The sequence below is a fragment of the Sulfitobacter sp. W074 genome, assembly GCF_025142275.1.
Classification (GTDB): domain Bacteria; phylum Pseudomonadota; class Alphaproteobacteria; order Rhodobacterales; family Rhodobacteraceae; genus Sulfitobacter; species Sulfitobacter profundi.
The window spans coordinates 181,192-195,086 of sequence record NZ_CP081132.1; the positions used below are offsets into that span (position 1 = coordinate 181,192).

Sequence of the window (13,895 nt, forward strand, 5' to 3'; positions counted from 1 at the left end):
TGCTTCATTGGCGGCGGGCTGTAAGCGGTTCATCCTCTCCTCCACCTGTGCGACCTATGATGATCAGGACAATGTCGCACTGGATGAAAGCAGCACGCAATATCCAATCAATGCCTATGGCGTATCGAAACGCGCGATCGAAGGTATTCTGCGCGATTTTGAAGCAGCGCATGGGCCCCCGACGGCACCTGTATTCGCGACTACGTGCATGTCTGCGATCTGGTTGGCGCCCATGTTCTGGGCCTACAATGGCTTTACGAGGATAAGGGCAGCCGGGTGTTCAACCTTGGCAACGGCAGCGGTTTTTCGGCACGCGAGGTGCTGGTTCAAAGCCGTGCTGTAACCAACTAAGCGGTGCCCCATGAGATCGGCGCTCGGCTTTGGAACAGATGATCAGCAACGCCTGGCGATGGCAGAAATCCGGCCATTACGATCATTGACCTTTTGAGCAGCCGCATCCAATCCCTCTCACAGCATATCCATTGCCAGAGCGCCCCCTGCCGCCTACACATTTGAGACGAAATACGGGGAAGTGCATATGTGGAATTCGGGCTACGTATCCGAAGTAGATTATACGTTCGGGCATTTTTCCTTTTTGTCCCCGAACAGCCTGAAGTTCGCGGCCCTGATGGAGGGCGGTAAACATTCCGTTCCGGACAACCCCACATATCTCGAGCTGGGGTTTGGACAGGGCATCTCTTTGAACATGCATGCCGCGAGCAACGCCGGCCAGTACTGGGGGGCTGATTTCAGCCCAACACAAACCTCAACCGCATTGGAATATGCCAGACATGGGGCCGGGAACCTAAAGCTGTTCGACGATTCCTTTCAGGACCTGCTTCTACGCCCCGACCTGCCCCAATTTGATATAATCGTGCTCCATGGCATCTGGTCTTGGGTGCCGCGCAAGGCACGGGCGGCAATCGTGCAGATCGCCCGCAATCACCTCAAACCCGGCGGCCTGTTCTATATCAGCTATAATGTAAGCGCCGGATGGGAGGGGATTGCCCCTCTCCGCGATCTTCTGGCCCAGCACTACAAAAGCCATCGCAGTGGTACAGTCGTCGATCGGGTGAGCGCCGCCTTGGCTTTTGCCACTGAGGTTTTGGAGGCCGATGCCAAGTTCTTTGCCCAGAACCCGATCGCTAAAGCGCAACTGGAGGACATGAAGAAGAAGGACCCGATCTACCTCGCACATGAGTTTTTCAACGAGACGTGGGATCCCATGAGCTTCTCGGAGATTTGTGATGCACTGGCCCCTGCCAAGTTGGATCATTTGGGCTCAAGTACTCTTTTGGATGGGTTGGAAAGCATTCATCTGACCCCAAAGGCGAAAGACATCCTGAGCCTTGCTCCCGATGCCCGTGCTGCAGGCGATCTGCGCGATGTCTTTGTCTCTCAGCGGTTCCGGCGCGATATTTTTGTTAAAGGCTTAAGGACCCATACGCCCCACGCGCGGCAACGGCAGCTTTTGCAGCAAAAGTTCATGCTCATAAAACATGCCGAAAACCTCCCCGAAACCATCAAAGGCGCCCGCGGGACGGCAAACCTGGATCAAGACCTATATGGGCGAATTCTCGAGGCTTTCACCACAGACAATGGCTATATCCTCTCGGTGAAGGACATTTTGACTGCCCCTGTAAGTCAACCGCTGACCTACACCCAAATCGACCAAGCTCTCAGAGTGCTGGTTGATCTGGGCATGCTCGTGCCGATAAGCCCTGAGGAGGTTGTGGGCGCGGTCAGACCGGGAACAGAACGGATGAATGCCAAGCTCTGTCGAAATGCCGCCTTTGACGACAGCGTAAAATATCTGGCCTCTCCGGTCATTGGCACGGGGGTCGCAGTGTCCCGTTTTGAGCAACTGTTCATCAACAACCTCTCGCGTAACTTGGGCGATCCGGCCGAATACGTCTGGAAGATGTTCGAAGCGCAAGGCCAGCGGCTCCAGAAGAATGGAGGCGTCTTGGAAACGGCAGAGGCCAACCTAGCGGAGCTCCAAAACCAGTTTGAAGCGTTCCAAAAGAACCGTCTTCCCCTCCTCCACCGTTTGGGCGTCGTATCCGCTGAAGGAAAATTAGATCTAGCGCATGAAGACCCGCTCGATTTGTAGAACCGGTTTGTTTCGGCAGCAGATGCATGCCAGATTTTGAGTAGCAATTAGGGTTCTTAATGCGACCACATTATCTGCATGATCTTCTTGACCAGCCTCATATGCGCCGCGCGGCTCTTTATGGCCTGATATTTCTACTGGCGCTGTGGCATGGACATTTTTTTCTGACCGGCTACCGGCTGTCAGCTGACGATGTCTACTTCACCCATATTGCGCTGCAGGGACCCCAAACCGTTCTGGAAACGGCCCGCTGGCTTGCCGAAGGTCAAGGACGGATCGGTTTCCTCTATCTTCAGCCCGTCAATATGTTCGCGGCGCTGATGTCCGAGGTGTTGATCTGGCGCCTCGTGTTCGTCACGCTCTACTTTTCCACGGTCTGGCTCATCTTTGTCTACGCGGGCAAGGTGCTCAAACTTTCAATTGCACCCTTTGCTTTCCTTATCTTCTTGGCCCTCCATCCTTTGGGCTTTGAACATCTTCCCCCCACCACTTATCCCTTGCAGAACACCCTGCCTTTTCTGGTATTGGTCAGCTGTCGCCTTGCCGTCCTGTCTTACGGAGAACGTGGGGGCTGGGGAGTACTGAACCGCTTGCTTCAGTTCGGTGCCATGCTGGCCACCGAATTTGCTTTGCTTTTGGGCATCGTCATGGTTGCCGCAGAGGTATTTGCCAATCACCCCTTGTCCCTGCGCCGCCCTTTGTCTTGGCTGCGCGCCCTTATAAAAGATGTACGCGCCTGGATTGAAATTATCATTCTGGGTTTGGTGGTGGGCGTCTATATTGCGTATCGGTTGGCGCATCCCTCAGGGTATGAGGGAAACTCTCTCGCAGGGATCGGTAACCTCAGCGCTCTGATCGGCACCACCTGGCACCATATCAATGATGGGTTGGTGCTGCCGCGCTTCAGAAGCCGTTTTCTGGAGGTGCCGCTCTCGGTCTGGACAGGGGCCACCCTCTCAGGTCTGGCCATGTATGCAGCCATAGTTTTGGCCCTGCGCACGCCCCTTGGCAAAAGAGTCCCTCTAGCAGCCGTGGTCCCATTTCTGCTGACCAGCATGATCTTTGTAACCTTACCTGTCAGCGCGTCGCTCAAACAACAGGGTTGGTGCGAAGGGACAGGCCACTGCGCCTATCTCGACAGCCGCACCAGTATTTTAGGGGTGGTCCTGCTCTTGGTAGTCTTGGGGGCGACCGTTTTGCAGCACAGCAAACGCGGCAGGTTTGGGAAGATGCCACGCCACCTGATGGCCTGCGTTACCGCATCTATTTTTGTTCTGGGCGGGCTGCACAACTGGCATGTTGCTCAGGACATGTTGCGCTATGATAGGATTTGGAAAAGCGCCCATCTTCTGGCTTGTATGCCCGATCTTCATCCCAAAACGCCCGCTCATCTGTATGATCTTATCGATCCCAATCGGCTCGTTCCCTTTCACGAGGCCGAAGCACCCTTAGAGTTCTGGCCTCTCTACCTTGAGACTGTCCGCCGTCAGAGGGATTGTTCAAGCACGGCGGTGTTACAGCGCAGCCTCGCGGGAAGCTATCTTCCCAATTTACGGCCAGAAGAGCTGCAGGATATCGGCGGGACTGAGGGCGCGAAATATTTGGGAGCGGGATGGTCTAACATCGAGGAGTGGGGGGTCTGGAGCAGCGCAAACAAAGCGGAGCTGATCATCATCCCCAAAGGGCTAGAGGCCGGGGACCAAGCAAGACTGCAGCTCAACGCTCATATGTTTCTAGCCGCAAATCAGAGCGTGCAACGCCTCATCGTTACCCAAAATGGCCAAACACTCTGGGAAGGCACGCGCGGCTCCGAAGACCAGTCCGCCAATTTAATCTTCCCCCTTCTGCCTCATGATCCTGCACAGGAGACCATCACCCTGACCCTTACACTGCCGGATGCCCATGCGCCCTCCTCTGGAGGAGATACCCGCACGCTCGGCATCGGTTTAAAAGGGCTTCTTCTGCATAGGCCCTGATAGATTATCGGGGCGCGTAAACCCAAAATTTTAGCAAAAGAAACGTGATGGCAGGGGTCACACAAGCGATAAAAACCCCGGCCCAGCCTGATGCCCAACCCAACCCGTCTGTGACCAAAGCCACCCAAAATGCATTGATCGCATAGCCCCCGGCGACCACCACAGAAAAACGTAGCGCCAGCGCGCGGCCTGCCCCCGCCTGTTTGGCAGACCCCGCGAAACTGAACCACGTATGACCCACATACGACACGCCAACACTGGCCAAAAACCCTACTGCGTTGGCGGCTTGAGGCGACACGAGTGAAAGCATGACAAGGTAGGTCCCTACATGCACCCCGGTGGCCAAGGCCCCTACCCCTCCAAAACGCAAGATTTCCCCAAGAAGATGGCGCATTAGGGCTTATGATCCTCGGCGTCAGCCGTCTCAAACTGAATTTGCTCACGCACCAAATAGATCGGCCGTGCCTTCACCTCGGTAAATATACGCGCCAGATATTCGCCAATAATGCCTAAGTTGATCATGATTAGCCCGTTGAAGAACAACAGCACCGTGGCAATCGTGGCAAAGCCGGGCGTATCGCGACCGAACAGTAATGTATCGATCAGGATATAGAGCATGAACAGAAGGGCCGCGGCCGCGACCATAAACCCCACATAGCTCCACATTCTGAGCGGCACGGTGCTAAAGGAGATGATCCCCTCCATCGCCAACTGAAACAGTTTCCGAAACCCGAACTTACCGCTTCCCTCTTGTCGTGCAGGGCGTACAAAATCAATCGTGGTGTGGCGAAACCCAAGCCAGGCAAATATCCCCTTCATGAAACGGGTGCGTTCCGGAAGGCGGTGCAAGGCATTCACCACCTCACGGTCCATCAAACGGAAATCTCCGACATTCTCGGGGATTTCGACATCCGACATCATTCGAAGCAAGCGATAGAACATACGGGCCGAGCCACGTTTGAACATCGTATCCGAACTGCGTTCAGCCCGGCGCGCCAACACGACATCAAACCCCTCCTGCCAATGCGCCACCATTCTTGGCAATAGCTCAGGCGGCTCCTGCAGATCCGCATCTATCGGGATAACCGCGGCGCCGCGTGCCAAATCCAGCCCGGCTGTCAACGCCGCCTCTTTACCGAAGTTACGCGTCAAATCAACGACCCGTATGCGCGGATCTTTCCGCGCAATACCTGTCAGCGCAGGAAGCGTAGCATCGCGCGACCCATCATTGACACAAACGATCTCATAGGGGAGCCCGATACCATCCAGTATCGGGCGAACCGTATCGAAAAACCGCTGAATTGCGTTTTCCTCGTTGTACATCGGCACCACGAGAGACAATTCTGGGACGTTCGTTCTGTCTGGAGAGTTGGTCATCAAGAGCCTAATGTTTGAATACAGTCACTCGAGGCAACACGCCGGACGCTTAACTTTCTCGACAAGCTTAGCAAAACTGCGCCCCAAACAACCATAATTAAACGCCCACAGCCCCTTTGCCTCTAAATCCACCCTCAAACGGCGAAAAGGGAGCTTTTAGTCTAGAAGATTAAGACAGGGTGGCCCGCGTCCTATGTCACGATAGGGAAATTGGAGTTTGCGATAACGTTTAAGTGCTTGGTTATCCATTGCCCCTTAAGCGGCCCGCGCGCGCCTGACGCTCAACTGACTGGCAACTGAGCGGTCAACCTAGAAATAACCCTATCGGCTAGGATGATGAGCAATCTCTCACTGGCGTCACTTTGTGCTGCGACAGATAAATCATCTTTAGAGGAGTAGGATGTGAATGACTCTACCCGCCCAGATGCAATCACGTCCCCGTTCGCCTCATCGATCAACTGATAGGTCACGTTTCCTATCTTTTGAGCTCTAACAACGCCGCTCAAATCCAACCCCTGATCATATATCGAAATATTATACCGCAGGGTTGTGCTGGCACCCATGTTGCGCCCCAGCCGCTCTTCAAAGCTGCGAGAGAAGATATACTCTTCGCGGGATGTGGGCGCCATCAGCTTGATATTTTGGAGATCTTTGCCGATCTGAGAGCCCGAAGCATAAATAGGCTCGAACCCACAGGCAGCGAGACCAGAAAGCATAAAAAATGCTATAAAAGAGTAGATTGCCCGGCTTCGCATTTTGTTACCCCTGTGCAGACGGTCCCTACGTGCACAGTCTAAAAATCTGAAGAAATCCTGTCTTCCATCATCCTAGATACTTTTGCGCACGCGCGTTTACCTCCTGTCTAAGCACACTCCCAATGGGATGACAGCATAAAACTTTTCCAATCACGGGCATGGGGGCATGTTGCCTCGGTTTTGAACGGCTGTTCAACACCCTTCCTCGCGCCCGCTTGAACGACATCTGGGCAGCCTCTAACGTTTGGGCGTGGCTTCCGGGGAAGGGAATTAGACCCTGCATATGGGAATCCGCTCAAAACGTAGAGCTCGCTCAAGGGTCCAGAGAGTCTTCAGCGATGGCTTTGCCCGTGCGGTAATTATAGAGCTGAATGACATTTGTTGCGCGCTTCTGAACCGCGCGGCGCCGGAAGCCGGAGCAGCTTTCGACAGCATGATAGATCCCAAGGCCCAGTATTGACCCCAGCCCCATACCCGCCAAATCCGCGGTAAAATCGATAAAGTCGCCGGAACGTCCTACAAAAGGCTGTATGATTTCAATAAGAGCGCCATAGGCTGTGGCCCCCAGAATTACCCGGGGAATTCCCCTAGGATAGAGAGCAGCGCAGGGCAGGACCAAAGCTGCGAATGCCAAAATATGGTGATCCTTATCGCTGCCAGCCACATCTGGAAGGCCCAGAGGAAGGAACATCAAAACACCGATGCAAATCATCAGGCTCGTCGTCAACCACAAGACAATTGTGCGGCGAGACGGGGTTAGAGCAATCGCTCGCAAACTGGACATGAAAGCTTAACCTATCGTTAAAAAGCGCAGGGCTGCGGCAACCGATGTGTCTTAGAGCGCGGAGGACAGGGCACATAAAGCGCCTTTAAGCCTCAGTATTTACCATGCGTATGTTGAATTTTACAGCTAGGATAGGCGCTCAGCAATTATACGCCATATGTGTCGCGGCAACCTCTGCTAATGCCCCGTAAGCTACAAGCCACGCTCCCTCATGGGCGACTGGCCCCTTCGCACAATCCCAGGATTTTCTCGGAGGCGTCTTGAAACATGGCTTTAACGCCATGACCTAGGCTCTGCTAGGACCAAGAAGCCCGGAAGACGCCCCCTAGGATTTAATTTTTTTGCAAGGCGCGCAGAACGCGATCCAGCGCTTGCCCTTGTTTGGAATACTTAGCCGGACCATCTTTAACCAAATTATAATACGCGGCGGCATCATAGAGCTGCACAGGCAAATCCAAGTCACGGGCAGTTAGCTGCCCGGTAGAGGCCAACACAGCATAAGCTGCAATATAGAGATTTGCGCGGGCTGTAACGCGCGTCGATTCCGCATCCAATAGAACTTGTTCTGCATCCAGAACATCAAGCGTGGTGCGCGCGCCCAATTTTGCTTCTTCCCGCACCCCTTCAAAGGCCGTACGTGCGGCACGGATCTGCCGATCAGAGGCTTGAAGCTGTGCGCGAGCTGAAGACAAGGATGCATAGGCGTTTCCGACTTCTTGTGCGATCTCGCGGCTTACAACATGAAGATTGGCGCGCTGCGCATCCTCTTGAGCCATAGCCCGGCGCACTGCAGAAGACAGCGCCCCGCCTTGATAGATTGTCTGGCCTGCTTCCACGCCGACGCTCCCGCTGCGGCTGTAGCGCTTACTATCGAATGTCTCAGACAGCCCGTAATTGCCTTGAAGCGTAATCCGAGGGGACATAGCGGCCTCGTTTGAGCTGACTGCCAGTCGAGCGGCTGCAACCTGATGTTGGGCGGCCAATACAGCAGGATGCCTGCGTACGGCCAAAGCCTTGGCCGCTTCTAAATTGCCACTCACATTAGGAAGTTGCGGAGGCGGGGTAAGGTTATTCGGCTTTCGGCCTACGACATTGCGGTACTCTTCTACAGCGCGCAGCAACGCGCCCTCAGCTCCCGCCAAACCGCTGCGGGCCTCAGCCAGTTGCGCTTCAGCAATCGCCACGTCGGTATTGGTTACCTCACCCACATCGAACCGATCACGGGCGGCGCGAAGCTCTTGCGTCAGAAGACGCAGGTTATTATTGCGCAACGCCACGACATCAGAAGCTTCGATGACCCCCATGTAGGCCGCTACGGCGCGCAAAAGAACCCGCTGTTCGAGGTCAAGTAAGGTCTGGCGGGTGGCCAGCACCGTTTCCTTGGTAGCTTCGACCCGGTATTGGCTCGCGCCAAAGTCGTAAAGCAAGAGCTCTCCAATTAAGTTTATCGAGGCAGTAAGGCTTGCGGTGGACTGCGATGACACCAGGCTGGAGGTCCGGGTTGAACCAAAACTCTGCGTCAGCCCTCCAGCCCAACGCAACACGGGCTTTAACGCAGCTTTGGCGCTGGCGACATCTTCGTCCGCTGCCCGGAGCAAAGCCCGGTTTTGCTCCAAAAGCCCTGAATACTCATATGCTTCTACCAAAGCATCGGCCAATGTTTCGGCAAAAGCCGGACGCGGTACCACCAACGCCAGCGCAAGCGGCACGGCAACACCAATGCGACACAGGGTTCTTCTAAAACGGGATAGATGCATTACTCGTCTCGCCTTTTTGTCTACGCGTCATTTTCCTCGTTGGACGAGAGTGAACACGTTCTGCTCTTCCCGCTTTTATATACCAGCTAAAAAGCCCTAAAGCGGCTGCTTCTCTGAACAAACGCAACCTCATGCGCAATCCGATTAGGGGCAATTAACTATGATGTAATGCGGGTAATATTTTTAAAGAGTATGACACAGTAGAGGAGCGTTTGCTACGTGATATCTCCTTCAGCTCTGCTCAACGGCGGCTTTGGTTCAGAACTGTTTCAATGTCATGTGCAACCTCATCCCATGTCCTTAGAGACGTGGCATTGATTTTTTGCTCCAGCGCGCGTCGGTGCTCCGGTTCTGTGATCAGCTTACAACAAGCATCGTAGATGCTGCTGATCGAATGGGCGTCGCAGTATTCGACCATATCGCCGCCAACCTCTGGCATGGAGGAATTTTGTGCAACCACTGCTGTTTTGCCAAACGATAGGCTCTCACCGATAGGCAATCCCCACCCTTCGTAGAAGCTGACAGTCGCGGTAAAAAGGCAATTTTCATACAAAAAACCGAGTTCGGTGTCGCTGGGTTGCTTTGCGAACTGCACCCACCCTCCCAGGTTTCCCGTGGCTTCCATGAGACTGTTAAAATCATCATTGTACCAGCCTGGCTTGCCCGCAAAGACAAGCTTGGGAACATTCAATCCTGGAGTTTGGGTCAAGCGCTGCCAAGCTTGTGCAAGTGACCAAAGATTCTTGCGTGACTCCAGCGTTCCGACAACCAGCACATACGGTGTCTTGGTCAGGTTCAGTACAGAGAGCCGCACGCCCCGCAAACTGCTGAGACGCGATTTAATAGGCTTTGCCGGATTGCTGACTCTATTTGAATGCACGACGCTGAATTTCTGCGCCAAAGGCACAACATCGACGGGACGTTGTTGCTCGACCTCATCCATAAAGGCCTTCAGATCGCGGGCCGTATTTTGAGAATTTGCGAGGAAGCGCTCACAATAGCTCGCTGAAGAAAGCAACCATTGGTAAAATGCTCCAGAAAAATCCGCGGCAATATGCTCGGTGGCAACCAGCGGGATCAGATCGTGGACGAGCTGGTAAATCGCGACGCCTTTGTCATCCTTTAAGCTCTGGAAGGCAGCCTCCAGCCCAGCAATATTCCAAATTGCCCCTAGGATGATCAATTGATCGCCAGGCTTGGCTTGCTGAGCCACCTTCAACCGTGGTGTTTCTTCGACCCCTTTCGCTTGACCAGAACTTTGTCGCGCTTTGAACGCATGCCACTCCTCAATGCTGGCCCCCTTCTTGGCAAAATACTTCTCATGCCCAAGTGACGCGTGATACGCGCGAACCAGATAGTGTAGCCAATACTTTAGCGGCTTATTGCGATATCGTAGCAAGGTCGGGGCGGCATCTCTTTGGCTGCGCGCTTTCTTGCCAAAAAACACACTTCCCAGAACGTCAGGGGAAAACTCCTCCATATCTTGTATGAAGCCAGATGGGATCGCTACATATTCCCTCCGCCCTCGATCCCAGAAGCTCAACAGGACATTGTCAGCCCCCAAGCGCGCGACCATACGGCGAATGACCTCAAAAGAGACCCTCTGAATTCCTGAAACTGTGGTTTCTTTCTCCACATAGATCAGGATATCTGTCACATCGATGTAGTACATAGGTAGTGTTTTTCCTAACCCTAGCGCGCTCTCTTCAAGAGAGGTAATCTTCCCTTTTGCTGCGCCGCTCTTGACGAACATTTCCGTGTTCCTCAACCCCTAGGGATAATGATAAGAGGACTTATGAGCCCCATATACTATGACCTTTCAGAACAGTTCCTCTCGTCCGGCATAAAATTTCGGTACTATGGAATTGCGCGGACCGTCATGGAGGTGGGCTATGAACTTGCTTGCTCTCCTGCAGATGTACGCTTCGTTGTATTTTCCCCTGCCCATGATCGTTTTTTCGAGGTCGAACCCCGTATCGGCGCAAACTCTCCAACAGGCGCCTGTGATCCTAACATCTCGCCCGAAGCAAAGCCTCTGCGTCTTAGATATAGCTTCCCTCAGCCCCACCCTGTGCGAGATGCACTTTACCCACTCTTTCGTATGATCGTGAAGCGCATATGTCGCAAAAGGTGGGAGCGGGCGGTGCCTGAGAACAGTTTGCGAGAGGTAGATTTGTCAGGCCAAATTTTAGTGTCTTTGGGACGCCCTAAAATGATGGCTGACTACCTTGTAGCCATGGACAATCAAAACATACAGATGCGGTTTTACCCGTTGGTTCATGATATGATCCCCCTACATGAGTTCGCCCACCCAAGCCAAAGCATGTTTGCGCGAAATTTTGCGCACGATAATCGGATTGTCATCAGTCACGCTGAAGCAGTGATGACCAACTCTGCCTTCACTAAAGCTGAGCTCAAACATTTTTCTGCCTCAGGCCACCTGCCTATACTCCCCCCCGTTGTTCCAGTCCCCTTGCCCCATGAGTTGCGCAAGACAGACGAAACCGCGGAAATAACCATCCCTGACACCCCCTACCTTTTAGGAGTGGGGGTGATGACCGGGCGTAAAAACCTCGAATGCATCCTTCAAGCCATGGTTCATCTTCATAATACAGGTCGTCCTGTACCAATGTTTCTGTTGGCTGGAGCTCATAGAAAAAGAACAGACAAATATCTTGAACGTCCTGAACTGGCCCCAATCAGAGATAAAGTTCAGGTCATACTAGACCCGAACCAAGCCAGCTTGCGAATGCTGTATCAAAAAGCCCTCGCCTTGGTCATCCCCAGCCACATGGAAGGCTTCGGATTGCCACTTGGGGAAGCGCTATGGCTTGGGACCCCGGGTCTTGCTGCTGATGTTCCGGCCTTGCGGGAAGTGGGGAGAGATCTCGCGGAATACTTTGACCCAAACGACCCCGCTGCGCTTGCCAGTTTGATCGACAAAATACACAGCGACCCTAAAGCCCATGCGGCGGCCAAAGAGAAGGTACGGAGAAATCATAAATCGCTGCGCACTTGGAAAGACGTTGCGACAGATATTATTGCCACTGTATCCCCTGCGCCTCCTAGGCCATAAAGCGAACCATGTCCGACGAAGATCATACCGCTTCTGCGCAGGCAGATACGTCTAAAGTAGCGCGCAAAGGCAAAAAGCGCGCGCCGCTGTTTAATGACCAAGACAAAGACAATATTGGTTGGTTCTGGTCCTCTTACCTTAAGCAACGCGCGCCCTGGTTGGGGTTGGTGATGGCAATGATCCTTGTTCAAGGGTTTGCCTATCAGCAGTTCATTGCCCTCACTGAAAGTGGGCTCCGAGTGATTTTCGACGACGGCAATGTCTCCGGCCTCATCAAAGTCTGTGGCATGGTACTCGCAATTTTTGCAATTCGCGCCATAATGTCTTATTGGGTGCCTCGGCTTTCGGCCTGGTTGGCTAGTGATGCTGTGTTCAAAATGCGCCGTGATCTCATTGATCACATGATGACATTGGACCTGGCATTCTTCGAGCGAACAAAGTCCGGTGATATTATCCTGCGGCTGGTCAACCAAGCGCAAGACCTCTCGGGATTTATAGGGCAGACCACGGTCAATGCCGTCCGCGACTCCGTCACCATCATCGCCGTCTCAGGGTATTTGATCTGGAAAAACCCCGCTTTGTTTGCGCTGGTCATCATTGTGATGCCCACCGTCACGATCGTGGTCCGGCGGATCTCACAGGGTATCAAAAGCACGCAGGCCAACGCCGAGAATGCTATGGGCAACTACATGTCTGGCATTGAGGAGATGACCAATGGCATGCGCACCGTCAAAATATCAAACCAAGAACCGGTAGAGAAAGCCCGCCTCAATAAGGCCACCGGCGAGATAAAAGACCTCACAATCAGCCTTCAAAAGCTACAAGCCATGATGAGCCCGACAGTCGATATCCTCGCTGCTATCATCTACGTTTTGATCATTGGGGTGGGCGGCTATATGGCCTTAAGCCCCGCCTTCGAAATGGATGGCGCCGGCATAATTGGATTTATGATCGGCATGGCGCTTATTTTTGATCCGGCCCGTCGCTTTGCCGCCTTCTTTGTCTCTATGCAAGCCAGTCTGATTATCCTCGATAGCCTGCGTTCGCTCTACCGCGAGCTGCCGACGATCACCAATGCGCCCAATGCCATAGAAACGTTCAACCCCGCTGGAGATATTGCCCTAGGCAACGTCACCTTCCAATATTCCGAAAAACACCCCCTCTTTCGCAGCGTAAACATGACGTTTGAAGGGGGGAAAGTAACGGCAATTGTTGGCGCAACCGGATCGGGCAAAACCTCTGTCCTCAGCCTGATTGCTAGGCTCTATGATGTCAGTGAGGGGGTGGTGAGCATCGGTGGCACCCCCGTCAAGGAACTACGCATCGATAAGCTGCGGCAGTCATTTTCGGTGGTGGCACAAGACATCGTCATCTTTAACAGTTCGATCTACGAAAACATCCGTTACGTACGCCCGGACGCTACGGAAGAGGAGATTTGGCGCGCCGCAGAACTGGTTGGCATCGACCAACTCATGCGGGATCGCGGTGACGCGCCCTTAGGCCCCAAAGGCTCTCAGCTTTCAGGGGGACAAAAGCAGCGCATCGCTATTGCCCGCGCCTTTCTCCGCTCCGCCCCGATTTTGTTGTTGGATGAAGCAACATCTGCGCTCGACCAGCGCACGGAGGAAAGGGTGCGCGACGCCATCCGCGAGCTCTCCAAAGACAAAACAACCATCATGGTTGCCCATCGCCTTTCGACCGTCACACACGCGGACAATATCTATGTATTGGATGAAGGTACTGTGGTCGAAGAAGGTACCCATGCGGAGCTGATGGGAAAAGAAGGTCTCTATGCCGCGATGTTCAATGCCCAACGCAACAGCTACGGGTGAGCTGCAACACATCGTTCTCACTTAAAGTTGCCTGAACCGAGCAAGCATGGGCCTGTTGGGTTCCAGATAACCGCTTTCATCTGAGGTGGGCAGGTCACCAAAATAGCCCATAAGCTATAAGATAAAAATATCGCCTTGGAGGCTAAGCTTTCCGTGACAGACCGTCTGGCTGGTCGGGAAACAAACTGAGATGGCGCGCACCGGTCGCAGCAGACGCCAGAGCAA

At 53.6% G+C, this 13,895-nt stretch carries 10 protein-coding genes and 1 pseudogene; 5 read left to right on the top strand and 6 right to left on the bottom strand.

The genetic code is table 11. The features are described from left to right. Window position 1 precedes the first annotated feature (1 nt). From K3762_RS19060 to K3762_RS19070, 3 genes and pseudogenes are all read left to right on the top strand, one after another. Window positions 2-440: pseudogene (locus tag K3762_RS19060) on the top strand (NAD-dependent epimerase/dehydratase family protein); the annotation flags it as partial. 98 nt (window positions 441-538) lie between these two features. After that, window positions 539-2,113: a class I SAM-dependent methyltransferase gene (locus K3762_RS19065; RefSeq protein WP_260013086.1), complete on the top strand. Its 1,575-nt coding sequence runs from the start codon at window positions 539-541 to the stop codon at window positions 2,111-2,113. 59 nt (window positions 2,114-2,172) lie between these two features. Beyond that, window positions 2,173-4,089 carry a DUF7024 domain-containing protein gene (locus K3762_RS19070; RefSeq protein ID WP_260013087.1) on the top strand — a complete coding sequence of 639 codons (1,917 nt, stop codon included), beginning with the start codon at window positions 2,173-2,175 and terminating at the stop codon, window positions 4,087-4,089. Between the two features lie 4 nt (window positions 4,090-4,093). Here K3762_RS19070 and K3762_RS19695 read toward each other — a convergent pair whose 3' ends face one another. The 6 genes from K3762_RS19695 to K3762_RS19095 form a co-directional block, all read right to left on the bottom strand. Continuing rightward, window positions 4,094-4,483: a GtrA family protein gene (locus K3762_RS19695; protein ID WP_409202472.1), complete on the bottom strand. Its 390-nt coding sequence runs from the start codon at window positions 4,481-4,483 to the stop codon at window positions 4,094-4,096. Continuing rightward, window positions 4,483-5,466: a glycosyltransferase family 2 protein gene (locus tag K3762_RS19075; protein WP_260013088.1), complete on the bottom strand. Its 984-nt coding sequence runs from the start codon at window positions 5,464-5,466 to the stop codon at window positions 4,483-4,485. The genes K3762_RS19695 and K3762_RS19075 overlap by 1 nt, the downstream gene beginning before the upstream one ends. Window positions 5,467-5,747: 281 nt before the next feature. Beyond that, on the bottom strand, window positions 5,748-6,221 hold the full coding sequence (locus K3762_RS19080; RefSeq protein WP_260013091.1) for a hypothetical protein: 474 nt from the start codon (window positions 6,219-6,221) through the stop codon (window positions 5,748-5,750). Between the two features lie 313 nt (window positions 6,222-6,534). Then, the gene (locus K3762_RS19085; RefSeq protein ID WP_260013093.1) at window positions 6,535-7,005 is read right to left on the bottom strand and encodes a hypothetical protein; all 471 of its coding nucleotides are present in this window, start codon (window positions 7,003-7,005) and stop codon (window positions 6,535-6,537) included. A gap of 332 nt (window positions 7,006-7,337) precedes the next feature. Beyond that, window positions 7,338-8,762, bottom strand: coding sequence for a TolC family outer membrane protein (locus K3762_RS19090; protein WP_260013095.1), 1,425 nt, complete (start codon window positions 8,760-8,762; stop codon window positions 7,338-7,340). Between the two features lie 241 nt (window positions 8,763-9,003). Then, on the bottom strand, window positions 9,004-10,515 hold the full coding sequence (locus K3762_RS19095; RefSeq protein ID WP_260013097.1) for a glycosyltransferase family 1 protein: 1,512 nt from the start codon (window positions 10,513-10,515) through the stop codon (window positions 9,004-9,006). 459 nt (window positions 10,516-10,974) lie between these two features. Between K3762_RS19095 and K3762_RS19100 the strand changes: the two genes are divergently transcribed. Beyond that, window positions 10,975-11,838, top strand: coding sequence for a glycosyltransferase (locus tag K3762_RS19100; RefSeq protein ID WP_260013098.1), 864 nt, complete (start codon window positions 10,975-10,977; stop codon window positions 11,836-11,838). Window positions 11,839-11,846: 8 nt separating this feature from the next. After that, window positions 11,847-13,670 (top strand): ABC transporter ATP-binding protein, encoded by a 1,824-nt coding sequence (locus K3762_RS19105; RefSeq protein ID WP_260013100.1) that lies wholly within the window; start codon window positions 11,847-11,849, stop codon window positions 13,668-13,670. Window positions 13,671-13,895: the final 225 nt, after the last annotated feature.